The following is a 22,623-nucleotide window of genomic DNA, read 5'->3' as shown; positions in this document are numbered from 1 at the left end:
CTCCTTGGGGACCGGGGTCGTGAGTGGTAAGGCGAGTTCTAACTCGCCTTACCACTCACGAGCGGGGGTGGGTCAGGGCGTGGTCCACTTCTGGTTGGCGCCGCCGGTGCAGGTCCAGATCTGCAGGCGGGTGCCGTTCGCGCTGGAGTTGCCGGCCGCGTCAAGGCACTTGTTCGCGTTGGGGTTCACGATGTCCTTCGCGCCGGAGATGGCCCACTTCTGCGCGGCGGTGCCGTTGCAGTCGTAGAGCTGCAACGCCGTGCCGTCCGCGGTGCCGGCGCCCGAGACGTCCATGCACTTGCCGAGGGCGCGGATCGTGCCGTCGGTGCCGACGGTCCAGCTCTGCGCGGCGTTGCCGTTGCAGTCGGTGATCTGGATCGGCGTGCCGTTGGCGCTGTTCGCGCCGGCGACGTCGACGCACTTGCCGCCGATGCCGGTGATCGTGCCGGTCCGGCCGCCGCCCTGGCTCGAGGAGTTCGTGACGTGCACGTAGTCGACGACCAGCTGCTGCGGGAACTGCGTGCTGCTGTTGGGATCGCCGGGCCAGTACCCGCCGACGGCGAGGTTCATGATGACGAAGAAGTTGTGGTCGTACACCCAGCGGTTGCCGTTGAGGTCCGCCGGCGTGCGCGTCTGGTACAGGTTGCCGTCGACGTACCACTTGATCTGGTTGGGCGCCCAGTCGATGGCGTAGGTGTGGAAGTCGTCGGAGAAGTTCGGGCCGTTGTAGGCCGCGCCGATGCCGCCGGAGCCGGAGTAGCCGGGGCCGTGGATGGTGCCGTGCACCGTGTTCGGCTCGAACCCGACGTTCTCCATGATGTCGATTTCGCCGTCGGTGGGCCAGTTCCCGCCGCCGAGCATCCAGAACGCGGGCCACATGCCCTGCCCGCGAGGGAGTTTCATGCGCGTCTCGAAGTGGCCGTAGGCCTGGCTGAACTTGCCGGCGGTGTTGAGCCGGGCCGAGGTGTACTCGCAGCGGCCGTACCAGCAGTTGTAGTTGCCGGGGTTTTCCTTCTTGGCGGTGATGACGAGGTGGCCCTGGCCGTCGAGCTGGGCGTTGTTGGTGCCGGAGGTGTAGTACTGCCGTTCGTGGTTGTTGACGTTGTCGCCGGTTTCGAGCTGCCACTTCGACCCGTCGACGGCGGCGCCCGCCGGGCCGTCGAAGTCGTCGGTGAAGGTGGCCGCTGCTTCCGCTGGGGCCGCCGTGAGGACCTGCTGGCCCAGAACGACCAGTGCGCAGGCGGCGAGGAGTGCCGCCCAGCGGTTCTTCTTGGAGGTGGACATCGTTGTCGCCTCTCTCACCGTGGGGGACCGGCGTTCCGCGCGCAGCACGGAACGCGGGGGAGGGGAGGTGGCCGCGCACGCCGGGGCGGCGGCAGGCGTGGCCGTGCGTGTGTTCGCCGAAGCCCGGGGCGTGGGCGGCGGCGGGTTTGGGTGCCTTTGTTGTGCCTGGCAACAAAGTATGCATGGTCCAGACAAGCCGGGCAACACTCGCGCGGGTCATTTTTTTCAACCCGAATTAAGGGTTGGTGGAAGGGGGGTGAGCGGTTGCGGCGCTGGTTACCGGTCAGTGGGGCACGGCGGTTGCTGCGATTCCGCTTCAGACGCACCTGTGTTCTCTGGCTCGCGCTGATCGGTCGTGCCCCTCCGGCACCCCGAAGCTGTCATTGTGACTACGGCCGGCAACACCGCGTCAAGGCGGGAAAGCGTGCCTTGACCCGGTGCTGCCGGCCGTGTTCTGGCTTCGGATCGGGGTGCGGGGGAGGTCTGGGTGCTCGTCGGTGCCGGTTTTCGTGACCCCTCGCGTGCGTTGGGGGTGGGAGGGGCGGCTTGCGCCGCCGTCCGGCGAGGGCGGGCTGCTGAAGTCAGGTCGGGTTCAGGTCCGGTCAGTTCAAGCCGGGTCAAGCCGCGTCGGAGTTGGGTGCTGCCGGCTTGGCGATGCGTGGGGTTGCTCCCTGCTCCAGCAGGTCCGCCACCGGTAGCGTTGCCGCGCCCGTTGCCACCGCGTCCAGGCCCAGGGAGCCCAGCTGGATCGATGTCTGGCTGAACGGGTGGCGCAGTGCGTGCTCGCCCGCCGCCGCGCGGATTCGGGGGAGGAGCTGCTCGCCCAGGGCCAAGCCCGCCCAGCCGCCGATCACGATGCGCTCCGGGTTGAACAAGTTGATCAAGTTGGCGATGCCCGCGCCCAGGTAGCCCGCCGTTTCCTCCAGCACGCGGGCCGCCGTCTTCGACTTGTCCGCCGCGGACAGCAGTGCCGAAAACTGGGCCTGCTCGTCCTCGCCCGCGATGTCCTTGCCGCGTGCCCGGCGGTAGCGCGCCAGGACCGCGCCCGCGCCGATGTACGCCTCGAGGCAGCCGCGGGAGCCGCAGCGGCACTCCTGGCCGCCGTACGCGATCGTCGTGTGGCCCCACTCGCCCGCGCTGCTCGTCGAGCCGCGGTACGTCGTTCCGTCCGTCACCACCGCTGCTCCGACGCCCGAGCCGAGCAGTGCTATCACCGCGTGGCGCGCCCCGCGGCCCGCGCCGAACCACATCTCCGCCTGGCCCTGCGTCTTCGCGCCGTTGTCGATGAACAGCGGCAACCCGACGCCGGCCTCGAGCAGCAGCGCGGCGAACGGCACCCCGTCCCAGCCCACCGTCGGGGCGTGGACCAGCACCCGTGAGCCCTGCTCGACCGTGCCCGGCACGCCGATGCCGACGCCCAGTACGGCCGATTCGTCGATGCCCGCGCTCGCGAACACCTCGCGCAGCCCCGACGTCACCTGCTCGACCGCCGTTGCCGGGTCCGGCGCCTTCGGCAGGGGGTGCTCGACCGTCGCCAGGCGGTTCATCGCCAGGTCGAACAGCTCGACCTTGACGCCCGTCTCCCCGATGTCGACGCCCGCGACGTGCCCGTACGCCGGGTCGACGCGCAGCAGCACCCGTGGCCGGCCGCCGTCCGATTCGACCTGGCCGGCTTCGGTGATCAGGCGTTCTTCGCCCAGTTCGGCGGTCACGTTGCTCACCGTGGCCGCACTCAATCCGGTGAGCTGGCTCAGTTCGTGCCGCGACAGCGGGCCGTCGAAGTACAGTTTCGACAGCAGCAGGGATCGGTTGTGCCGCCGCAGGTCACGGACGGTGGTGCGCTTGCTCGCCATGTGGCAACCCATCTAACTTCTTACCGGCTCACTGACAGGATGCCTGATCACCGTAAGTTGTGGCTATGTATTAAGTGGTGAACTAAGTCCCGAACCGATGGTGGCGGGGTCACCTTCTGGCAGAATCCTCCCGGTGACCCAGGTGGTGCGCCAGACGACCCGTGACCTCAGACGGCACAACCGCGCGGCACTGCTCTCCTCGCTCTACCTCCGCGGCCCCGTCAGCAGACTGGAACTGGTAGCTGAATCGGGTCTGTCGGCCGCCACCGTTACCAACGTCGTCTCCGAGCTCATCGCCGACGGCGTCGTCGCCGAGGCCGGATCGGTCGAATCGGACGGCGGGCGGCCGCGGACGCTGCTGGCGGTGCGGCCGGAGTTCGGGCACGTCGTGGGCGTCGACGTCAGCGAGACGCACGTCGAGGTCGGTCTCTTCGACTGCGCGCTCGGTACCCTCGGCACGGTCCGCCACCCGCTCGTCGGCACCCGGCTCGATCCGGACGAAGTGGCCGGGCTGGTGCGCACCGGCATCGCCGAAGTGCTCGAAGACGGCGAGCCGGACGCGGTGTTCGGCGTCGGCATCGGCGTCCCGGGCGCGGTCCGCGACGGCGGGATCGTGCACGCGCCGACGCTCGGCTGGCAGGGCGTGAACTTCGCCGAACTGATCCACCCGCACATCCGGGCGCCCCTGCACCTGGACAACCGCGCCCGCACCCTGGGCCAGGCCGAGACCTGGCGGGGTGCCGGCCGTGGCGCCGAACGCGCCATCGTCGCCCTGCTCGGCGTGGGGGTCGGGGCCGCCGTCGCGACGGCCGGGCGCTCGCACCCGGGCATCACGACCAGCGAGTGGGGGCACACCGTCGTCAAGGCGGCCGGGGCGGCCTGCCGGTGCGGGTCCCACGGCTGCCTGGAGGCCTACGTCGGCACCGAGGCCGTCGTCCGCGAGTACGCCGTCCGGGCCGGCAAGGAACCGGTCATCGGGGACGAAAGCGACGTCGAACTCGTCCGGATCGTCGCCGAAGCCCAAGGTGGCGGCCCGGCCGCCGACGTGCTGGCCGAGACCGGCGAGTACCTCGGGATCGGCATCGCCAACCTGATCAACCTGCTCAGCCCCGACCGGGTGGTGCTTTCCGGCTCGGCGGGGGCGATCATGGGACAGGCGATCCTCCCCGCGGTCCGGGACGCCGTCGGCCGGCACGCCCTCGGCTACCTGGCCGAGCGCACCGAGGTGGTCCTCGGGCGGCTCGGGCCCGAGGCGGTCGCGCTCGGTGCCGCGACGCTGCCGATCGCCCAGCTGCTGGCGAACGGTGGCCGCGTCGGCTGAAACCCTTGCGTCGCAAGGAGTAGTTCGATCAACAGGTCCAGACCGCCAGTTCTTTCAGCACTTAAACTTAGGTCCAAAAAGTTACCGCCGTGTTATTGACGTGACCCGAGTCACCCGGGTTGACTTCGGGGCGTCGTTCGGTCGCCGGCGGTCGGGGCTCGCTACCAGTCGACAGCAAGTAGTCGTCGATGACCAGGAGGAACCGATGCGAGTCAAGCGCTCCGTCGTCGCAGCGCTAGCAGCCGTGATGGCCCTAGGCGGCCTGACCGCGTGCGGCGGCAGCAGCAGCACGAACGCCGCCCAGAGCAACCCGGACGCCGTGCTGAACGTCGGCAAGCCGGACGGCCCGCAGGCCGAGAACAACAACCCGTTCCTGGAGACCTCCGCCCTGTCCAACATGGGCTACCGGTGGATGATCTACGAGCCCCTGGTGATGCTGAACCGCGTCAAGCCGCAGGAACCGGGCAAGCCGTGGCTGGCCACCAAGTGGGACTGGTCGGACAACTACAAGAAGCTGGTCCTGACCGTCCGTGACGGCGTCAAGTTCTCCGACGGCCAGCCGATGACCGCCGAGGACGTCGCCTACACCTTCCAGCTGCTGCGCGACAACAAGGCGCTGAACGTCGACGCCGTGCCGTACAAGGACATCGCCGCGGCCGGCAACCAGGTCACCCTGGGCTTCGACGGCTCGCAGTTCGTCAACCAGGTCAAGATCCTGCAGACCCTCGTCGTGCCCAAGCACGTCTGGCAGGGCATCAAGGACCCGGCGCTCGACCTCGTGAAGAACCCGATCGGCACCGGGCCGTACACGCTCAAGTCGGCGACTCCGCAGACCATGATCGTCACCCGGCGCGACGGCTACTGGCAGGAAGCGCCGAAGGTCAAGGAGATCCGCTACACCTCTTACACCGACAACAACGCGCAGGTCAGCGCGCTGGTCAACGGGGCTGCCGAGTGGAGCTTCGTGTTCATCCCGAACTACAAGGCCGTCTACACCAACAAGGACCCGCAGCACTACAAGCTGTGGTTCCCCGCGCAGCTGGCCGTGCACGGCCTGTGGTTCAACACCGAAAAGGCGCCGTGGAACGACCCGAAGCTGCGCCAGGCCATCAACAAGGTGATCAACCGCGACGACGTCTTCAACCAGGGCGAAGCCGGCTACTTCTACCCGAAGAACGACCAGGTCACCGGCATCCCGACGCCGGCGGGGGACCCGTTCATCGCGCCGCAGTACAAGGGCCAGTCGGTCAAGGTCGACGTCCCGGGCGCGAAGGCGCTGCTGACCGGCGCCGGCTACAAGTACAACGGCGACAAGCTGGCCGACCCGAGTGGCAAGCCGGTCACCATCAAGCTCACCGTCCCGTCGGGCTGGTCGGACTACATCACCGACCTGGAGATCATCAAGGACAACCTGGCGCAGATCGGCATCACCGCCACGGTCGACAAGATGAACCAGGACGCGTGGATGAAGTCGGTCGACACCGGTGACTTCGAGGGCCTGATGCACTGGACCAACGACGGGTCGACGCCGTACGACATGTACCGCGACGTCATGGACGGCAACCGCTACAAGCCGACCGGCCAGGGTGGCATCAACGGCAACTACGGCCGCTACAAGAACGACGAGGCGACCAAGGCGCTCGAGACCTACGCGAACGCCGAGGACGACGCCGCCCGCACCGCGGCCATGGCGACGCTGCAGAAGATCATGATCGAGCAGCAGCCGATGATCCCGACGTCGGCGGCCAACTCCGGCGGCGAGTACAGCACGAAGAACTGGGTCGGCTGGCCCGACGACGCCAACCCGTACGCGCCGGCCCAGCCGACGCTGCGCAACGCGCTCGACATCGTCCTGCACCTCAAGCCCGCGGCCTGACGATGGCGGATTCAGCTGTGACGACCGAGCAGTCCCCCTCCGACCCCGTCGCCGTCGGGTCGGAGGGGGACCTCCCCGTGGTCCTCGAAGCCGCGGGCCTGACGAAACACTTCCCGGTCCGCCGCAAGGGCCGGGCCGCGCTGACCGGTCCGCGCCGCGCCATCCAGGCCGTCGACGACGTGAGCCTGACGCTCCGGCGGGGCCGCGTCACCGCACTGGTCGGCGAGTCCGGCTCCGGCAAGTCGACGGTCGCGCGCATGCTCGCGGGCCTCTACCCTCGCACCGGCGGTGACATCCGGCTGCACGGCGAGACGGTGAACGTCAAGCACGGCCGGGCGTTCCGCGCGTACGCCCGCCGGGTGCAGATGATCTTCCAGGACCCGTTCGCGTCGCTGAACCCGGTGCACACCGTGCGCTACCACCTCACGCGGGCGCTGAAGATCCACGGCCGGGCGGGTGACGACCTCGAAAAGGCACTGCACGAGCTGCTCGCCCGCGTCCAGATGACCCCGCCCGAGCGGTACATCGACAAGTTCCCGCACGAGCTGTCCGGCGGACAGCGCCAGCGCGTCGCGATCGCGCGGGCCCTCGGTGCCGACCCGGAGGCCCTGCTGGCCGACGAGCCGGTGTCCATGTTGGACGTCTCCATCCGGCTCGGGGTGCTGAACCTGCTGCGCGACCTCAAGGAACGGCTGCACCTGGCCATCCTGTACATCACGCACGACATCGCGTCCGCGCGCTACTTCGCCGACGAGACCATGGTGATGTACGCGGGCCGGATGGTCGAAGGCGGCGACAGCGAAACCATTACGCAGCGGCCGGCGCACCCGTACACCCGGCTCCTGATCGAATCCGCGCCGGACCCGGACCGGATCGCGGGCGGCGGTGGCCCGGGCGAGACGCCGGCCGAACGCGGGTCCGGCGAACCGCCGAGCCTGATCGACCCGCCGCCGGGCTGCCGGTTCCACCCGCGCTGCCCCGTGGCGATGGAACGGTGCAAGACCGACCTGCCGCCGCGCTTCGACGTCGGCGACGCGCCCGGTCACTGGGCCGCGTGCTGGCTCTACGACGGAGCCGCCCGATGAGGTTCCTGCTGCAACGGTTCGCCTTCTACGTCTTCACCGCGTGGGCCGCCGTCACCATCAACTTCTTCATCCCGCGGCTGATCCCGGGCGACCCGGTGCAGTCGCTGATCGCCAAGAACCAGGGCATGATCAGCGCGGACGCCATCCAGTCGCTGTACGTCCTGTTCGGACTGGACAAGAACGAAAGCCTGATCTCCCAGTACTTCGACTACTGGGGCCAGCTCTTCCGCGGCGACCTCGGGATCTCGTTCACGTTCTTCCCGACGCCGGTGTCCGACCTGCTCACCGACAGTCTGCCGTGGACGATCATCCTGGTCGGCATCACCACGGTCGTCGGCTTCGCGATCGGCACCGGGCTCGGCGTGGTCGCCGGCTGGAAGCGCGGCTCGTGGGTCGACGGCCTGCTGCCGGTGACGACGTTCCTGTCGTCCATCCCGTACTTCTGGCTCGGCCTGATCGCGCTGACGCTGCTGGCCGGCCCGGGCAGCTTCTTCCCGTCGTCCGGCGGGTACGACCCGGGCACCATCCCGGGCTGGGACGGCTCCTTCATCGGCAGCGCGATCCAGCACAGCCTGCTGCCCGCGCTGACCATCCTGATCAGCTCGATGGGCAGCTGGATCCTGGGCATGCGGAACATGATGGTCACCGTCGCGTCGGAGGACTACGTGACCGTCGCGCACGCCAAGGGCCTGCCGGAACGCCGGGTGATGATCGGGTACGCGGCGCGCAACGCGCTGCTGCCCAGCGTGTCCGGCTTCGCGCTGGCCCTGGGCTTCATCGTCGGCGGCACGCTGCTGGTGGAGATCGTCTTCTCCTACCCCGGCGTCGGCTACCAGCTGTTCCAGGCCGTCGGCTCGCAGGACTACCCGCTGATGCAGGGCATCTTCCTGATCATCACGCTGTCGGTGCTGGTGGCGAACCTGTTCGCCGACGTCGCCTACCTGGCGCTCGACCCGCGCACCCGGAAGGAGGGCTGACATGGCCGTACCCGCGGCGGACGTCAAGGCCGCCCAGGCCCTCCCGCTCGAAGCGGTGGCCGCGCGCCGGCGCCGCTTCCGGTTCCTCACCGGCGGCAAGACCGTCAGCGGTGTCGTCGTCATCGGGTTCTTCCTGGTGATCGCGATCATCGGCGACTGGATCGCGCCGTACGACCCGTCGGCGCGCAGCAGCGACCTGCTGGAATCGCCGTCGGCACGGCACTGGTTCGGCACCACCCACCTCGGCCAGGACATCTTCAGCCAGGTGGTGGTCGGCACGCGCAGCGTCATGCTGGTCGGGCTGGCCGCCGGGATCGTGGCGACGATCCTCGCGGTGATCGTCGGCGTGACGTCCGGGTACCTCGGCGGCACGCCGGGCGAAGGGCTGTCGGCACTGTCCAATGTGTTCCTGGTGATCCCGGCCCTGCCGCTGATCATCATCATCGGCAGCGCGGTGCCCACCGGCGGCGACATCCTGGTGGCGGTGATCATCGGCTTCACGTCGTGGGCGTGGGGCGCGCGAGTCCTCAGAGCGCAGACGCTTTCGTTGCGGGGGCGCGAGTACGTCGAAGCGGCCCGGGCCACCGGCGAGTCGACGTGGCGGATCATCTTCTTCGAGATCCTGCCGAACCTGACCGCGGTGATCGCGTCCAGCTTCGTTGGCACGGTGATCTTCGCCGTGATGTCGGAAATCACGCTGGCCTTCGTCGGCGTCTCCGGGCTGTCCAACTGGAACTGGGGCACGATCCTGTTCTGGGCGCAGAGCCAGCAGGCCCTCGCGCAGGGCGCGTGGTGGTGGTTCGTGCCGGCCGGGCTGGCGATCGCCATCCTCGGCACGGCGTTGTCCCTGCTCAACTTCGGCATCGACGAGTTCGTCAGCCCGCGGCTGCGCGGCTCCGGCAAGGCCCGCGTGAAGGGTGCCGACGGGAAGACGCATCGGATGCGCGTGGGCTTCACCCCCGTGCTGGGGCGGGAGGAACAGCCATGATGGACCCGGTGCTGGAGATCAAGGGCCTGGACGTCGACTACGGCGTCGGCGCCGAGGCCGTGCGCGCGGTCCGGGACGTGCACCTGACGCTGCACCGCGGCGAGGTCCTCGGCCTGGCCGGGGAAAGCGGCAGCGGCAAGTCCACTTTGGCCTACGGGTTGACGCGGCTGCTCGCGCCGCCGGGCGTCATCCGCGGTGGCGAGGTGATCTACCACCCCGCGGACGGCGATCCCTACGACGTGCTGAAGCTGACGGACAAGCAGCTGCGGGACTTCCGGTGGGCTGAGACGTCCATCGTGTTCCAGGGCGCGATGAACTCGCTGAACCCGGTGCACAAGGTCGTCACGCAGCTCGTCGACGTCATCAAGGCGCACGAACCGCGGTCGACGAAGACGGGCCGGGTCGCCCGCGCGAAGGACCTGCTGAAGCTGGTCGGCATCTCGGCCGACCGGCTGGAGGCGTACCCGCACCAGCTCTCCGGCGGCATGCGGCAGCGCGTGATGATCGCGATGGCGCTCGCGCTGGAGCCGCGGATCGTCATCATGGACGAGCCGACCACCGCGCTGGACGTCGTGATGCAGCGGCAGATCCTCGGCCAGCTCGTCGAACTGCGGGAGCGGCTGGGCTTCTCGGTCCTGTTCATCACGCACGACCTTTCGCTGCTGGTGGAGTTCTCGGACCGGATCGCGATCATGTACGGCGGCCGGATCGTCGAACAGGCGCCGGCGGCGGACCTCTACCGGGACGCGCTGCACCCGTACAGCCACGGCCTGCTGAACTCGTTCCCCGCGCTGCGGGGGCCGCGGCGCGAGCTGGCCGGGATCCCCGGATCGCCGCCGGACACGCGCGGGATGCCGTCCGGTTGCGCGTTCCACCCGCGGTGTCCCAAGGCTTTCGAGCCGTGTCCCGACCGCGTGCCGCTGCTGGGCACGCCCGGCGACCCGGCGCGCGAGGTGGCGTGCTGGCTGCACCCCGTCGCCCCCTGAACGCCGTCCGCCCTGTCCGGTACCACTGGAGGAGTGCTGCCTTGACCGAGACCACCGCCGCGACCGCCGAACAGCAGGCGCTGATCGACACCCTGCCGCCGGACTTCCGCTGGGGCGTGGCCACCGCCGCGTACCAGATCGAAGGGGCGGTCGCCGAAGACGGGCGCACGCCGTCCATTTGGGACACCTTCTGCCAGGTGCCGTGGGCGATCGACAACAACGACAACGGTGACGTGGCGTGCGACCACTACCACCGGATGCCGTCCGACATCGAGCTGGTGAGCTCGCTCGGAGCGGACACCTACCGGTTTTCCGTGGCGTGGCCCCGGGTCCAGCCGCGGGGCCGCGGCGGCGTCAACGAGGCGGGCATCGGCTTCTACGACCGGCTCGTCGACGAGACGCTGAGCCGCAGCATCACGCCGTGGCTGACGCTGTACCACTGGGACCTCCCGCAGGAACTGGAGGACGCGGGCGGCTGGCCGGCCCGCGACACGGCGTACCGGTTCGCGGACTACGCGATGCTGGTGTTCGACCGGCTTTCCGACCGGGTCCGGCACTGGACGACACTGAACGAGCCGTGGTGCTCGGCGATGCACGGGTACGTGCACGGCGTGATGGCCCCGGGCCGCCGCGACTACGCGGCGGGGTTGCACGCGGTGCACCACCTGCTGCTGGGCCACGGGCTGGCGGTGCAGCGCATGCGTGAGGCCGCCCCGGCGGACACGCAGTTCGGCATCACGCTCAACATGTGCACGGCCGACCCGGCAACGGACTCCCCGGAGGACGTCCGCGCGGCTCGTCAGGCGGACGGCCTCGGCGTCCGCATCTACCTGGACCCCCTGGTCCACGGCCGCTACCCGGCGGACGTGGTGGACGACCTGGCCGACCGCGGCGTCAAGCTCCCGGTCCAGGACGGCGACCTCGACGTGATCTCGACGCCGCTGGACTTCCTGGGCGTCAACTACTACTTCGGCCAGCAGTTTTCCGGAGTGGACGAATCGGGGTCCGCGGTGGACGCGGACGGCGCCCCGGCGTCCCGGGTGGTCCCGTTCGGCGAGCCGACGACGGCGATGGGCTGGGAGATCCTCCCAGGCAAGTTCACCGAGCTGCTGACGCGCCTGGGCCGCGACTACCCGGGCCTGCCGATGTACATCACGGAGAACGGCTCGGCGTTCGACGACGACCCGGACTCATCGGGCTTCGTCCGCGACGACGCCCGCACGGCCTACCTGGCCTCGCACATCGCCGCGGTGGCGGCGGCCCGCCAGGCGGGTGCGGACGTGCGGGGGTACTTCGCCTGGTCCCTTTTGGACAACTTCGAGTGGGCGTACGGGTACGCGAAGCGGTTCGGGCTGATCCGGGTCGACTACGAGACGCAGCAGCGGACGATCAAGCAGAGCGGGTACTTCTACCGCGACACGGTCCGCCGGGTCCGGGGTAGCTGAACGGCGGTGGGGTGGGCCCTACCAGGGTTGTGGTGGCCCACCCCATGGCCGGCCCTTCGGGAGGTCCCTAGCGTCGACCGGGAGAAGTCCCTGCCCGGCGACTCGGGGGAGAGCCATGACCGTCCGCACGGAACTCAGACCCGCATCCGTTCAGCCGGAACCGAAGTGGTGGCGGCGGCCGTGGGTGGTGCCGCTCGCCCTGGTCGTCGCCGTGTTCCTCGCCTATTCGGTGCCGCCTTACCTCACTTTCGACCCGGCGCGGTCGCGCGTTCCCGCGCCTGCCGGTTTTCCCGCGCACTACTGGTTCCTCGTCGGGCACATCCTCTTCGGCAGCGTGGCCATCGTCGGCGTCATCCTGCAGATCTGGCCCTGGCTGCGCCGGACGCATCCGATAGTCCACCGCAGGATAGGCCGTGTCTACGTCTTCGCCGGGGCGATTCCGTCGGCACTGATGGCGCTGACCATCGGTTTGTTCAGCCCGTTCGGTCCCGCCGCCGGCGCGCTGAACGTCGCCGCCGCGTTGTTGTGGCTCGGCTTCACCATCTCGGGCTGGCGGGCGATCCGGCGGCGCCGGTACGCCGACCACCGGAAGTGGATGGTCCGGAGCTTCGCGATGACCATGAACACCCTGCTGAGCCGGGTGTATGCCCCGTTGGCGTTCCTGGGCCTCGGCCCGTGGTACCCGGAGAAGGGCGCGCTCATCCAAGCGGCCTCGACGCTGTCGGGCACGATGAGCGTGCTGACGTTGCTGCTGCTCAGCCAGTGGTGGCTCGACCGGAAGCCGAAGAAGCCAGCCACCGCGCGATGATCGTCCGCTGGATCTCCGACGCGCCTTCGTAGATCCGCGGCGCCCGGACCTCCCGGTACAGGTGCTCCAGCAGGTGCCCGCGCCGCAGTGCGCGGGCGCCGTGCAGCTGGACCGCCGAGTCGACGACGAACTGCGCCGCCTCCGTCGCGAACAGCTTCGCCATCGCCGCGCGGCCGCCGAGGTTCTGTTCCCCGGCGTCGTACGCGCCCGCGGCCGCGTACACCAGCAGCCGGGCGGCTTCTGTCCGGGTGGCCATCTCGGCGAGCGTGTGCGCCACCGCCTGCTGCTTGATCAACGGCCCGCCGAACGCCTCACGTGAACTCGTGTGGGCCACCGCCGCGTCCAGCGCCGCCTGGGCCATGCCGACCGCGAACGCTCCGACGCTCGGGCGGAACAGGTCCAGCGTCCGCATCGCCACGGCGAAACCGCGGTTCTCCTCGCCGAGCAGCTCCTCGCGCCGGACCTCGACGCCGTCGAACGTCACCGTGCCGATCGGGTGCGGGCTCACCAGGTCCAGGTGCTCGCCGGACAGGCCCGCGCGGTCACCCGGGACGACGAACGCGCTCACGCCGCGGGAGCCCGCGCCCGGCGTCGTGCGGGCGAACACCGTGTAGAAGTCGGCTTCCGGGGCGTTGGAGATCCACATCTTCGTGCCGGTGAGCCGCCAGCCGTCGCCGTCGGGCTCCGCCGCCAGGGACAGCGCTGCCGCGTCCGAGCCCGCGTCCGGTTCCGTCAGCGCGAACGCCGCCACCGCGTCGCCTGCCGCCACCGCCGGCAGCCAGCGCGCCACCTGTTCGTCTTGTCCGGACTGCAGCACCGGGTAACTTCCCAGTCCCTGCAACGCCAGCGCCGTCTCGGCCTCCGTGCTCACGGTGGCCAGGTTCTCGCGCAGGATGCACAGGTCCGTCGCGGCTGCCTGCCTCGACGGGCTCCCCGAGGCGACGCCGGGGAAGAGCCGCGCGAGCAAGCCGAGTGCGCCCATCGCCTTGAGCAGCGGGCGGTTCACCGCACCCTCCACACCGGACTCGGCTAGGGGGAGCAGCTGCTCGGCTGCCAGCCGGCGCACCTCGGCGGCGAAGGACTGCTGATCGGCATCGAGGGTGAAGGTCATGACGAAGCTCCCGGTCGCCAGCGGGCGTGGGCGGTCCCCGCCGGACCGGACCGGACGAGGTCGAGACGCGGCTCCGGCCCGTCGGAGCGGCCCGTCTGCGGCTTGCGGCTGCCCGGGGCGAACGGCTTCGGCCACGCCATCGGGTACCCCTGTTCGGCCGCCGCGTGCAACGTCCACTGTGGATCATAGAGATGTGTGCGGCCGAGAGCGCACAGGTCCGCACGACCCGCCAGGATGAGCGAATTGACGTCGTCGTACGACGAAATCGCGCCGACCGCGATCACCGCGATCCCGTACTCCTCGCCGATTTCGTTGCGGATCCGGTCGGCGTACGGCGTCTGGTAGCTGCGGCCGTACTGCGGCCGCTCCTCGCTGACGACCTGGCCGGTCGAGACGTCGATGCCCGCGGCGCCGTGGGACGCGAAGGCCCGGGCGATCTCGACGGCGTCGTCGGCGTCGATGCCGCCCTCGCACCAGTCGGTCGCCGAGATCCGGACGGTCATCGGCCGCTCGGCCGGCCAGGCCGCCCGCACCGCGTCGAAGACTTCGAGGGGGAACCGCAACCGGTTCTCCAGCGAGCCGCCGTAGGAATCCGTGCGGTGGTTCGTCAGCGGCGAGAGGAACGACGAGAGCAGGTAGCCGTGCGCGCAGTGCAGCTCGAGGACGTCGAACCCGGCGCGGGCCGCAGCCTGGGCGCACGCGACGAACTGCTCACGAATCTCCGAAAGCTCCGATGTGGACAGCTCGCGCGGGACCTGGTTCCGGTCCGAATACGGCAGCGACGAAGGAGCGCAGACTTCCCAGTTCCCGGACGGGAGCGGCTCGTCGATGCCGTCCCACATGAGTTTCGTCGACCCCTTGCGCCCGGAGTGTCCCAACTGGACACCGATGCGCGCGGGCGTCTGCGTGTGCACGAAGTCGACGACCCGCTTCCAGGCGGCTTCCTGTTCCGATGTGTACAGTCCGCCGCAGCCCGGCGTGATCCGGCCTTCGGGCGAGACGCAGACCATCTCGGTCATCACCAGCCCGGCCCCGCCGAGGGCTTTGCTGCCCAGGTGCACCAGGTGGAAGTCGCCCGGCACGCCGTCGACCGCCGAGTACATGTCCATCGGGGACACGATGATCCGGTTGGGCAGCTCCAGCCCGCCCAGCGAGAACGGCTGGAACATCGGCGGCCGCGACGTCGTCCCGAGCTGCCGCGCGAACCAGTGGTCGAGCTCGGCGGCGAACTCCGGGTCGCGCAGGCGGAGGTTGTCGTAGGTGACGCGGCGGCTGCGCGTCAGAATGTTGAACGCGAACTGCGGCGGCTCCTGGTGCGCGTACTGCGCGATGTTCTCGAACCACTCCAGGCTGGCCTGCGCGGCGCGCTGCGTCGACGTGACGACCGGCCGCCGTTCCAGCTCGTAGGCTTTCAGAGCGGCCGCGACGCCGTCGTTCTCGTGCAGGCACGCGGCCAGCGCGAGCGCGTCCTCCATCGCCAGCTTCGTGCCGGAGCCGATGGAGAAGTGCGCGGTGTGCGCGGCGTCGCCGAGCAGGACGACGTTCTCGTGCACCCACGTCTCGCAGCGGACCGTCCCGAACGAGACCCACTTCGAGTTGTTGGCCATGACCTGGTGGCCGTCGAGCACGTCGGCGCACAGTTCGCGGATCAGCGCGATCGACTTCTCGTCGCTCTCGCCGGGCTTCAGCGACGTGGCCGCGATCGGGCCGAACGTCCGCTGCCAGACGTCCTCCTGGACTTCGAGGATGAACGTGCTGCCGTCGCGGCCGTACGGGTAGCCGTGGATCTGCATGATCCCGGCGGGCGTCTCGAGGACGTAGAACTTGAAGGCGTCGAACACCAGGTCCGTGCCCAGCCAGATGTACCGGCACCGACGCGTCTCGACGCTCGGCCGGAACGTCTCGGCGTACCGCGCGCGCATCGCCGAGTTGACGCCGTCGGCGGCGATGACCAGGTCGTAGCCGTCGAGGTCGGCCGGGGCCTCCTCGCGGAAGTGCAGGCCGACGCCGAGCTCGGCGCAGCGGCTCTGCAGGATGCCGAGCAGGCGCTTGCGGCTCATCGCGGCGAAGCCGTGGCCGCCCGAGGTGGTGACCGTGCCGCGGTAGTGGACGTCGATGTCGTCCCACCGGGCGAATTCGGCCTTCATCGCCTCGTGCACCGCCGCGTCGGCGTGCTCGATGCCGCCGAGGGTCTCGTCGGAGAACACCACGCCGAAGCCGAAGGTGTCGTCCGGCGCGTTGCGCTCCCAGATGGTGATTTCGTGGCCGGGACCGAGCTGCTTCGCGAGCGCGGCGAAGTACAGACCCGCCGGGCCGCCACCGATGACCGCGATTCGCACGCGTCCAGGGTATGTCGTCACCAGTACGACCGTCAATAACGCGAAAGATGGCGTACGGTGGGCCCATGGAACGCATCAACCCGCCGGAGCTGGGCAAGCCGTCCGGGTTCTCGCACGCGGTGGTGGCGGAGGGCCGGGTCGTCTTCCTCGCCGGGCAGACCGCGCTGGACGCGGCGAACCGCATCGTCGGCGACGGCGTCGTCGAGCAGTTCGAACGCGCGCTCGGCAACCTCCTGGCCTCACTGCGCGCGGCGGGCGGCACCCCGGCGGACCTCTGCAGCGTGACGATCTACATCGTCGACATGGCGGACTACCGCGCCCACGCGCGCGAGATCGGCCAGGTCTGGAAGCGCCTCGCGGGCACGGAGTACCCGGCGATGGCAGGCATCGGCGTGGCCCGCCTGTGGGACGAGGAAGCGCTGGTCGAGGTGCAGGGCTTCGCGGTGCTCAGCCGAGGTTGACGGCCCTCGCTGCGGACCGGAAGACGGGGAACGCACGTCAGCCGCCCTTCAGGTGCCCCATGATCGAGAACAGTTTTCCGGCGGCGTCGAAGCGGCTTTCGATCGGCGACCCGGGGTGTCGGACGGTCGCGCACAGCCGGTCGATCAGATACTGCACCACGCACACGGCTGCTTGCTGCGCCGAATCCCGCTGGTCGGCCCGCAGGAACGCCTCGGCTTGACGCAGCACGGATGGCTGCTCGCCCGAGCTGTCAGCGGCGATCTCTCGGTGGTACCAGCGGTGGCCGTCGGTCGCGACCTCGGCGATTGATTCGGGGCCTGACATGAGCCGGACCGAGTACGAGCCGTCGGAGTAGGGAAAGATCACAGGTTGGCTGAAATTTGCGACCCTTTCGACAATATGGCGGACCGTCTGCAGATCTTGGGGCACCGGCTGTTCGGGAATAGGTGGCATCGAGGCTCCACGAGTCCGGAAGCAGCCATTCTAGTCCGCATCCCGAGGTGGCCGGGGACCGCCGATCGGGGCTGGTCAGCCGAGATTGATCGCCTTCGCGACGTACGTCCGCGCCGGCGTCTCCAGCTTGGCGTGCAGCTCGAAGAACAGCTCCGCCGCGCGGATCCCGGACCAGTCGCGGGGCAGGAACTCCGCCGGCAGGCCCGGGTCGAGGTAGGGCATCCGGCGCCAGCCGGTCAGTACGCGGACGTAGTCGCCGAACGCCTCTTCGCTCGCGGTCGGGGTCCGGCGCTGCCAGCGGCGCAGTGCCGGGCCGTGCTCGTCGAGGAACGTCGTGTACAGCTCGTCCAGTCGGTCCAGGTCCCACCACTCGCGGACCTTCGCCGCGACGTCGCCGAACGCCAGGTGGTCCGCGCGGAACAGGTCGGCGTAGCCCGCCAGGCCGAGCCGGGACAGGGCCTCCTCGGTTGCGCCGTGGAGGTGGGCCGGGGCGATCCAGACGCCGGAGGCCGCCGTGCCGAAGCCCATCCTGGCCAGCTGGGCGCGCAGCAGGTGGCGCTTGTGGCGCTCGGTCTCGGGCACCGAGAACACCGCCAGCAGCCAGCCGTCGGCCGGGGTGGCGCGGCCGCGGCGGAAGATCCGCTCGTCGCCTTCGCGCAGGATCTCGCGGGCTTCGTCGGACAGCTCGTAGCCCGCCGTCGCGTCGCGGCGCACGGCTTCGAGGATCCCGCGGCGCTTCAGCCGGGAGATGGACGAGCGCACGGCGGGCTCGTCGACGCCGACGGCGGCGAGCAGGTCGATCAGCGACGCGACCGAGAGCCAGCCGCCTTCGGTGCGCGAATAGAGGCCGTACACCGTCACGATCAGCTGACGCGGCTGGGCTGCCCGGCCGGAGCCGTCCAGTTCGGTTGCGTCGGGTACGGCCGTCATCGGGCCACGATAGCAACTCCCGCCCGGATCGCTCCGCTACGATTTCGCCGCGATGCTGCCAGCCACCAAGGGGATCTTCGACCGGCTCACCCGCCGCGGCCGCCTGATGACCAAGCGGGCCTGCGACCGGCAGGGCCATGTGGTGCGCGCCGGGCGCTTCCTCTTCCGCACCCCGACCGCGTGGGAGTACGCCGCCGCGGTCGCCTGCGGCAGCGACCCGGCCGCGCAGCGCTGGCTCGGCTGGCAGCGCGACTCGATCGTCGCCGAGCCGGCCCGGGCGGACGCGCTGCGCGTCGTGCCCGGCACCGGCCCGGACTGGGCGGCGCCGGACCCGCAGTCCGTCGACCTGGTGATGATCGACGTCGAAGCCAACCGCTGCGTCGGGCTGGTCAGCGTGCACACCGGCGAGGACGGCGGCCCGGAGACCGGCGGCTACCTCGCCCCGGACTACCGCGGCCGCGGCCACGGCCGGGTGCTCTTCGCGGCCGGCCTGACGCTGGCGCACGACCACCTGGGCCTGCCGCGGGTCCGGGCGGGCGCGGAGGTGGGGAACGTGGCGAGCGCGCGGTCGCTGCAGGCCGCCGGGCTCGCCCGCGTCGCCGGCCCGCCGACGTACCGGCTGCCGGACGGCCGGGTCACCGAGGCGTGGTGGTTCCAGCACGACGTCCCGCGCGTGCGGCGGTGCAGCGGTCCGCAAGCGACGTGGTTCCCCGCGTCGCCGCTGCTGTAAAGCTTCGGCCGGCGCCGACGTTTCCCGCGGCTAACTTCGCCGTATGACTGCGCTTTCCGCTCCCGTTCCGCCCGTGCCCGCCGAAGTGCCGTCGGGAAGCGTCGCCTGGCTGCGCGCGACCGTCGCCCGGTTCAGCAACGGTCCCGACCACACCCGGCGGCGCGCGCTGGCGGTGGACGCGCTGGCGCCGCTCGACGTGGAGGCGTTGCAGGACAAAGCTTTCGAACGCACTCGCCGGATCATGGCCGGCGTCGAAGTCGTCGACGTGATGGCCGAGGTCGCGCGTCCGGTGCCGCTCGGGGTGCTCGCCGAAGCGCTGGGCCTGCCGGACGTCTCGGCCGACGTGGTGCCGGTCGCGGCCGCGTACCACCCGCACGTGACGCCCGATGCGGCGGCCGAAGCGGCGTTGACCCGGCTGGTCGCGGCCTGTGGCGGGCCGACCGAACGCACGGCGGCGCGGATCGGCCTGCTCGTCCAGGCCTGCGACGCGACGGCCGGCCTCATCGGCAACGGGCTTTTCGCGGCGCTGACCGGAAAACCCGCCGAACAGCCGGTGCTCGCCACCCGCCGCCGGATCGGCGGCGAAGACGTCACGGTGCCGCTCGCCGGGACGCCGTTCGGCGCCGGGCCGCGCGCCTGCCCGGGGTCGCGGCACGCCGTGGCCCTCGCGACCGGCGTTCTCGCGGCGTTGCGCGGTTTCCGCCTGACAGAACGGGAAACGACGTGGGTGCCGGCGCCGAATCTCCGGATGCCCGCTGTGCTGCGGGTGACCCGCGGCTGACCGGCCGGCGGGTTCTGCTAAGACTTACCGCGTTCATCTCCTGGGGGAAGGTCGGGAATTGCTGTACTTCGATGGTCTGCTCGGCATCGTCACGTTCGGGTTGTGGATCTTCTGCCTGGTCGACGTGATCACCACGGACGAGTCGTCCTGCCGCAACCTGCCGAAGGGACTGTGGCTGCTGCTGGTGCTGGTGGTGCCCCTGGTCGGCTCGATCGTCTGGCTGGCGGCGGGCCGTCCGCAGCAGGTGGCGCGGGCGCGCGGCCGGTACGAGCGGGGAGCGCCGGCGTTCCCGGAGTACGACCGCCCGGGCCGGTTCGCGGCCACGAGCCCGGACGACGACGAGGAGTTCCTCCGCCGGTGCCGGGAACGCGCGGAGGCGCAGCGCAAGCTGGCCCGCGAAAAGCGCGGCGAAGACTAGGCCCTGTTCAATGGCGTAGCCACTCGCTCGGCACAGCCTCGAACTGCGGTGAATCCGCCCGACGGTTGTTTTGCTGCGTGACTCCGCTGGTTCGGCTCGCGACTAGACTGCCGGCGTGGATGCGGCGGAGGTCCTCGTGGTCGTGCGGGCGTGCCGGGCTGCGGGTGTCGAGGTCTGGATCGATGGCGGGTGGTGCGTCGATGCGCTGCTCGGCCGGCAGACGCGGGAGCACGGCGATCTTGACGTCGCGGTCGGCCGTCAGGAGGTCTGCCGGCTGCGGGAACGCCTTGCGGTGCTCGGTTACGCGGCCGAGAGCCGAGCCGGTGCGACCGAGTGGAACTTCGTGCTGGCCAGGTCCGGTGGCGGGGCGGTGGATGTCCACGTCTTCGAGTTCGACGGGGACGGCAACCACATCCACGGGATCGAGTACCCGAACGACTCGTTCTCCGGCGTCGGCGTGATCGGCGGGGAGCAGGTGCGGTGCATCAGCCCGGAACGGATGTTCCAGTTCAAGACCGCCTATCCGCCCGCGGCGAAGGATCTGCTCGATGTCCAGGCGATGAGTGAACGGTTCGGGTTCGCGCTCCCGGCCTCCCACCGCACCGGGCCAAGCAGGAGCTAGCAGCCCGGCCCTTCGCAGGTGCCGCGTTCGTAGGCTTCGAGCGTCGTGATCACCAGCCGGCGCTCGGCGGGGGTCAACGGCCTCAGCGCGTCGCTCCACGCCTTCGCGCCGCGGGCCAGCCAGGCGTCGACCGCCGGGCGCTTGTCCGGGGTGATGCTCACGATCGTGCGGCGGCGGTCGGCCGGGTCCTCGTCACGGTTCAGCACGCCCTGACGGCTGAGGTCGCCGACCATCAGGCTCGCCGTGGTCGGCGCCACCTGGAGCCGGGCCGCCAGCTCGGTCACCGTCATCGGGCCGTCGAAGAGCAGGTACGACAGCAGCGAGAGGTGCCGCGGCGCCAGCGCGCAGCCGTCGAGCTCCGCCGGCACCGGCGTGCGCTTCGCGCGGCCGACCAGCCGTGGCATGAGCAGCAGGAGCTGCCGAACGCCGTCCTCGACACTCGGTCCGGCCTCCGTTGACACCACTCACCTCCCGTCGGTAGCTTTGTTTGCAAAGCAAACACTTAGCTCGAGCGTACCTCGCGCCCGCCCGAGCCTACCGGCCAGAAACAAGGGGATCCCATGACCGCGCCAGCCGACATGACCGAGTTCAACAAGCAGGTCGCCGCCGAATTCCGGGCCAACGAGGGCAAGGTCGGCGGCATGTTCGCGGACAAGAACGTGCTCCTGCTCACCACGATCGGCGCCAAGAGCGGCGAGGAGCGCCTGTCGCCGCTCGTCTACACCCGCGACGGCGACCGCTACGTCATCGCCGCTTCCATGGGCGGCGCGCCGAAGAACCCGGCCTGGTACCACAACCTGGTCGCCAACCCGAAGGTCACGGTCGAGGTCGGCGCGGAGAAGTTCGAAGCCACGGCGACGGTGATCGCCGACCGCGCCGAGCGCGACCGCCTGTACGCGGGCATGGTGGCGCACGCGGAGGGCTTCGCGGACTACGAGAAGAAGACCGACCGGGTCATCCCGATCGTCGTCTTGGAGCGCTAGGAGCCGATGGGCGCCGGCTCGGCGGGCGATGCCGCCGGCCGAGCGGCCTCCAGCCGCTGCTCGCGCCGGGCCTCCTTGCGGGCGATGACCCGCTTGCCCACGTCGATCAGCGGCTTCTCGACCCAGCGGTGGATCAGGTCGGCGATCGCCAGGCCGACCAGGAACACCACCAGCGCCGACACCGTGCGGCTCTGGGCGAGCCCGGGCACCGCCTGCACCACGACGAAGTGCACCGGTCCCTGCAGCAGGTACAGCGAGTACGACCGCTCGCCGATGAACCGCATCGGGGCCGTGCCGAGCAGCCAGCGCAGGGGGCCCGGGCTCACCAGCACGATCAGCAGCAGCATCGTCAGCAGCGCGTACGCCACCAGCCAGAACAGGTTCTGGCCCGACGCCGTCCACACGGTGTCCAGGTTCACCTGCAGCAGGAGGAACGCCGCGACGATCGGGATCGCCGCCAGCGGGTGCGTCAACGGCCTCAGCAGTGCGTAGCCACGCCGGTAGTGCAGCGTGACCGCCAGCAGGCAGCCGCCCGCGAGGATGAAGTAGTGGATGGTCGAGTGGTAGATCGCGACCTTCGAGTGCTCCAGCGTCCAGCCGCTGGTCAGCGGCACCAGCGCGAGCAGCACGGCCATCGCCGCGGCCACCAGCAGGAACTTGCGCTTCGCCGCGCCGATCCCGATCGCGACCAGCAGGAACGGCCAGACGAGGTAGAACTTCTCCTCGATCCCGAGCGTCCACGAACCGCTGAAGAAGTTGTCCGCGGCGTGGTCGGCCGTCGACGGGAAGAACTCGTTCATGAACGTCAGGTAGTACTTCAGCGCGCGCGGGAAACCGCGTTCGAGGAACTCCGCGCGCAGCAGGACGAACGCGATGATCCCGCCGAGGATCACCAGGTACGGCGGCAGGATCCGGAACACGCGCCGGAGGTAGAAGTTCGACAGCGAAATCCGGCCGGTCCGGTCCTGCTCACGCAGCAGCAGCGTCGTGATCAGGAAACCGGACAGCACGAAGAACAGGTAGACGCCGACCCAGCCCGACAGCCACGTCCAGTTCGGACCGCCGAAGTGGAAGAAGATGACCATCGTCGCGGCGAGCGCGCGCAGGCCGTCGAGCCCCGGGAACCGCCGCATGCCGAGGTAGTCCTCGTGGCTCATCGTGCGCAAGGCGG

The 22,623-nt window shown here is 70.1% G+C and carries 22 protein-coding genes; 14 read left to right on the top strand and 8 right to left on the bottom strand.

Annotated features, from left to right (window positions below; genetic code table 11):
* Nucleotides 1–72 precede the first annotated feature (72 nt).
* Together AB0M93_RS36345 and AB0M93_RS36340 are read right to left on the bottom strand one after the other, a co-directional pair.
* Nucleotides 73–1,284: a family 16 glycosylhydrolase gene (locus tag AB0M93_RS36345; RefSeq protein ID WP_364282493.1), complete on the bottom strand. Its 1,212-nt coding sequence runs from the start codon at nt 1,282–1,284 to the stop codon at nt 73–75.
* 617 nt (nt 1,285–1,901) lie between these two features.
* Nucleotides 1,902–3,137 (bottom strand): ROK family transcriptional regulator, encoded by a 1,236-nt coding sequence (locus AB0M93_RS36340; protein ID WP_364282491.1) that lies wholly within the window; start codon nt 3,135–3,137, stop codon nt 1,902–1,904.
* A 133-nt stretch (nt 3,138–3,270) separates the two neighbouring features.
* On the opposite strand from AB0M93_RS36340, the gene AB0M93_RS36335 reads away from it, so the two are divergent.
* The 8 genes from AB0M93_RS36335 to AB0M93_RS36300 all read left to right on the top strand — a co-directional run bounded on the left by AB0M93_RS36335 (nt 3,271) and on the right by AB0M93_RS36300 (nt 12,623).
* Nucleotides 3,271–4,458 (top strand): ROK family transcriptional regulator, encoded by a 1,188-nt coding sequence (locus AB0M93_RS36335; protein ID WP_364282488.1) that lies wholly within the window; start codon nt 3,271–3,273, stop codon nt 4,456–4,458.
* Between the two features lie 205 nt (nt 4,459–4,663).
* The gene (locus tag AB0M93_RS36330; protein ID WP_364282485.1) at nt 4,664–6,334 is read left to right on the top strand and encodes an ABC transporter substrate-binding protein; all 1,671 of its coding nucleotides are present in this window, start codon (nt 4,664–4,666) and stop codon (nt 6,332–6,334) included.
* 17 nt (nt 6,335–6,351) lie between these two features.
* A complete protein-coding gene (locus tag AB0M93_RS36325; protein ID WP_364282482.1) occupies nt 6,352–7,419 on the top strand; it encodes an ABC transporter ATP-binding protein in 1,068 nt (355 codons plus the stop codon).
* The gene (locus tag AB0M93_RS36320) at nt 7,416–8,396 is read left to right on the top strand and encodes an ABC transporter permease (RefSeq protein WP_364282479.1); all 981 of its coding nucleotides are present in this window, start codon (nt 7,416–7,418) and stop codon (nt 8,394–8,396) included. Before AB0M93_RS36325 ends, AB0M93_RS36320 begins: the two co-directional genes overlap by 4 nt.
* Before the next feature lies 1 nt (nt 8,397).
* Complete coding sequence (locus AB0M93_RS36315) at nt 8,398–9,384, top strand: ABC transporter permease (RefSeq protein WP_364282476.1); 987 nt, start codon at nt 8,398–8,400, stop codon at nt 9,382–9,384.
* Nucleotides 9,381–10,370 carry an ABC transporter ATP-binding protein gene (locus AB0M93_RS36310; RefSeq protein WP_364282473.1) on the top strand — a complete coding sequence of 330 codons (990 nt, stop codon included), beginning with the start codon at nt 9,381–9,383 and terminating at the stop codon, nt 10,368–10,370. The genes AB0M93_RS36315 and AB0M93_RS36310 overlap by 4 nt, the downstream gene beginning before the upstream one ends.
* Nucleotides 10,371–10,411: 41 nt before the next feature.
* Nucleotides 10,412–11,815 carry a GH1 family beta-glucosidase gene (locus AB0M93_RS36305; RefSeq protein ID WP_364282471.1) on the top strand — a complete coding sequence of 468 codons (1,404 nt, stop codon included), beginning with the start codon at nt 10,412–10,414 and terminating at the stop codon, nt 11,813–11,815.
* 184 nt (nt 11,816–11,999) lie between these two features.
* Complete coding sequence (locus AB0M93_RS36300) at nt 12,000–12,623, top strand: DUF2306 domain-containing protein (protein WP_364282539.1); 624 nt, start codon at nt 12,000–12,002, stop codon at nt 12,621–12,623.
* Here AB0M93_RS36300 and AB0M93_RS36295 read toward each other — a convergent pair.
* Both AB0M93_RS36295 and AB0M93_RS36290 read right to left on the bottom strand, forming a co-directional pair.
* Nucleotides 12,571–13,734, bottom strand: a complete 1,164-nt coding sequence (locus AB0M93_RS36295; RefSeq protein ID WP_364282468.1) for an acyl-CoA dehydrogenase family protein — start codon at nt 13,732–13,734, stop codon at nt 12,571–12,573. The two genes, AB0M93_RS36300 and AB0M93_RS36295, sit on opposite strands and share 53 nt — an antisense overlap.
* On the bottom strand, nt 13,731–16,073 hold the full coding sequence (locus AB0M93_RS36290) for a bifunctional salicylyl-CoA 5-hydroxylase/oxidoreductase (protein ID WP_364282466.1): 2,343 nt from the start codon (nt 16,071–16,073) through the stop codon (nt 13,731–13,733). The genes AB0M93_RS36295 and AB0M93_RS36290 overlap by 4 nt, the downstream gene beginning before the upstream one ends.
* A gap of 65 nt (nt 16,074–16,138) precedes the next feature.
* On the opposite strand from AB0M93_RS36290, the gene AB0M93_RS36285 reads away from it, so the two are divergent.
* Complete coding sequence (locus AB0M93_RS36285; RefSeq protein WP_364282463.1) at nt 16,139–16,534, top strand: RidA family protein; 396 nt, start codon at nt 16,139–16,141, stop codon at nt 16,532–16,534.
* A gap of 37 nt (nt 16,535–16,571) precedes the next feature.
* Here AB0M93_RS36285 and AB0M93_RS36280 read toward each other — a convergent pair whose 3' ends face one another.
* The gene (locus AB0M93_RS36280) at nt 16,572–16,988 is read right to left on the bottom strand and encodes a hypothetical protein (RefSeq protein ID WP_364282461.1); all 417 of its coding nucleotides are present in this window, start codon (nt 16,986–16,988) and stop codon (nt 16,572–16,574) included.
* 75 nt (nt 16,989–17,063) lie between these two features.
* Nucleotides 17,064–17,918, bottom strand: coding sequence for a PaaX family transcriptional regulator C-terminal domain-containing protein (locus AB0M93_RS36275; RefSeq protein WP_364282459.1), 855 nt, complete (start codon nt 17,916–17,918; stop codon nt 17,064–17,066).
* Between the two features lie 52 nt (nt 17,919–17,970).
* Here AB0M93_RS36275 and AB0M93_RS36270 point away from each other — a divergent pair, with 52 nt between their 5' ends.
* From AB0M93_RS36270 to AB0M93_RS36255, 4 genes are all read left to right on the top strand, one after another.
* On the top strand, nt 17,971–18,648 hold the full coding sequence (locus AB0M93_RS36270; protein ID WP_364282457.1) for a GNAT family protein: 678 nt from the start codon (nt 17,971–17,973) through the stop codon (nt 18,646–18,648).
* A gap of 43 nt (nt 18,649–18,691) precedes the next feature.
* The gene (locus tag AB0M93_RS36265) at nt 18,692–19,429 is read left to right on the top strand and encodes a hypothetical protein (RefSeq protein WP_364282454.1); all 738 of its coding nucleotides are present in this window, start codon (nt 18,692–18,694) and stop codon (nt 19,427–19,429) included.
* A 58-nt stretch (nt 19,430–19,487) separates the two neighbouring features.
* Entirely contained in the window at nt 19,488–19,847 is a 360-nt protein-coding gene (locus AB0M93_RS36260; protein WP_364282451.1) for a PLDc N-terminal domain-containing protein, read from the top strand.
* 115 nt (nt 19,848–19,962) lie between these two features.
* The gene (locus tag AB0M93_RS36255; protein WP_364282449.1) at nt 19,963–20,469 is read left to right on the top strand and encodes an aminoglycoside nucleotidyltransferase; all 507 of its coding nucleotides are present in this window, start codon (nt 19,963–19,965) and stop codon (nt 20,467–20,469) included.
* On the opposite strand, the gene AB0M93_RS36250 is transcribed toward AB0M93_RS36255, so the two are convergent.
* Nucleotides 20,466–20,930 carry a MarR family winged helix-turn-helix transcriptional regulator gene (locus tag AB0M93_RS36250; protein ID WP_364282446.1) on the bottom strand — a complete coding sequence of 155 codons (465 nt, stop codon included), beginning with the start codon at nt 20,928–20,930 and terminating at the stop codon, nt 20,466–20,468. The genes AB0M93_RS36255 and AB0M93_RS36250 overlap by 4 nt on opposite strands.
* A gap of 99 nt (nt 20,931–21,029) precedes the next feature.
* On the opposite strand from AB0M93_RS36250, the gene AB0M93_RS36245 reads away from it, so the two are divergent.
* Nucleotides 21,030–21,452, top strand: coding sequence for a nitroreductase family deazaflavin-dependent oxidoreductase (locus AB0M93_RS36245; protein WP_364282443.1), 423 nt, complete (start codon nt 21,030–21,032; stop codon nt 21,450–21,452).
* Here AB0M93_RS36245 and AB0M93_RS36240 read toward each other — a convergent pair.
* The gene (locus AB0M93_RS36240) at nt 21,449–22,609 is read right to left on the bottom strand and encodes an acyltransferase (protein ID WP_364282441.1); all 1,161 of its coding nucleotides are present in this window, start codon (nt 22,607–22,609) and stop codon (nt 21,449–21,451) included. The two genes, AB0M93_RS36245 and AB0M93_RS36240, sit on opposite strands and share 4 nt — an antisense overlap.
* Nucleotides 22,610–22,623 lie beyond the last annotated feature (14 nt).

This window comes from Amycolatopsis sp. NPDC051102 (assembly GCF_040682815.1).
GTDB lineage: Bacteria > Actinomycetota > Actinomycetes > Mycobacteriales > Pseudonocardiaceae > Amycolatopsis.
The sequence above is the reverse complement of the archived record's forward strand: the minus strand, read 5'-3'. Positions and strand labels throughout refer to the sequence as shown.

Coding starts and splice junctions, on each gene's coding strand:
- AB0M93_RS36330 (WP_364282485.1), top strand. CDS start 4,664: ATGCGAGTCAAGCGCTCCGTCGTCGCAGCGCTAGCAGCCGTGATGGCC.
- AB0M93_RS36320 (WP_364282479.1), top strand. CDS start 7,416: ATGAGGTTCCTGCTGCAACGGTTCGCCTTCTACGTCTTCACCGCGTGG.
- AB0M93_RS36240 (WP_364282441.1), bottom strand. CDS start 22,609: ATGAGCCACGAGGACTACCTCGGCATGCGGCGGTTCCCGGGGCTCGAC.
- AB0M93_RS36265 (WP_364282454.1), top strand. CDS start 18,692: ATGACTGCGCTTTCCGCTCCCGTTCCGCCCGTGCCCGCCGAAGTGCCG.
- AB0M93_RS36295 (WP_364282468.1), bottom strand. CDS start 13,734: ATGACCTTCACCCTCGATGCCGATCAGCAGTCCTTCGCCGCCGAGGTG.
- AB0M93_RS36340 (WP_364282491.1), bottom strand. CDS start 3,137: ATGGCGAGCAAGCGCACCACCGTCCGTGACCTGCGGCGGCACAACCGA.
- AB0M93_RS36280 (WP_364282461.1), bottom strand. CDS start 16,988: ATGCCACCTATTCCCGAACAGCCGGTGCCCCAAGATCTGCAGACGGTC.
- AB0M93_RS36310 (WP_364282473.1), top strand. CDS start 9,381: ATGATGGACCCGGTGCTGGAGATCAAGGGCCTGGACGTCGACTACGGC.
- AB0M93_RS36270 (WP_364282457.1), top strand. CDS start 17,971: ATGCTGCCAGCCACCAAGGGGATCTTCGACCGGCTCACCCGCCGCGGC.
- AB0M93_RS36345 (WP_364282493.1), bottom strand. CDS start 1,284: ATGTCCACCTCCAAGAAGAACCGCTGGGCGGCACTCCTCGCCGCCTGC.
- AB0M93_RS36275 (WP_364282459.1), bottom strand. CDS start 17,918: ATGACGGCCGTACCCGACGCAACCGAACTGGACGGCTCCGGCCGGGCA.
- AB0M93_RS36285 (WP_364282463.1), top strand. CDS start 16,139: ATGGAACGCATCAACCCGCCGGAGCTGGGCAAGCCGTCCGGGTTCTCG.
- AB0M93_RS36315 (WP_364282476.1), top strand. CDS start 8,398: ATGGCCGTACCCGCGGCGGACGTCAAGGCCGCCCAGGCCCTCCCGCTC.
- AB0M93_RS36245 (WP_364282443.1), top strand. CDS start 21,030: ATGACCGCGCCAGCCGACATGACCGAGTTCAACAAGCAGGTCGCCGCC.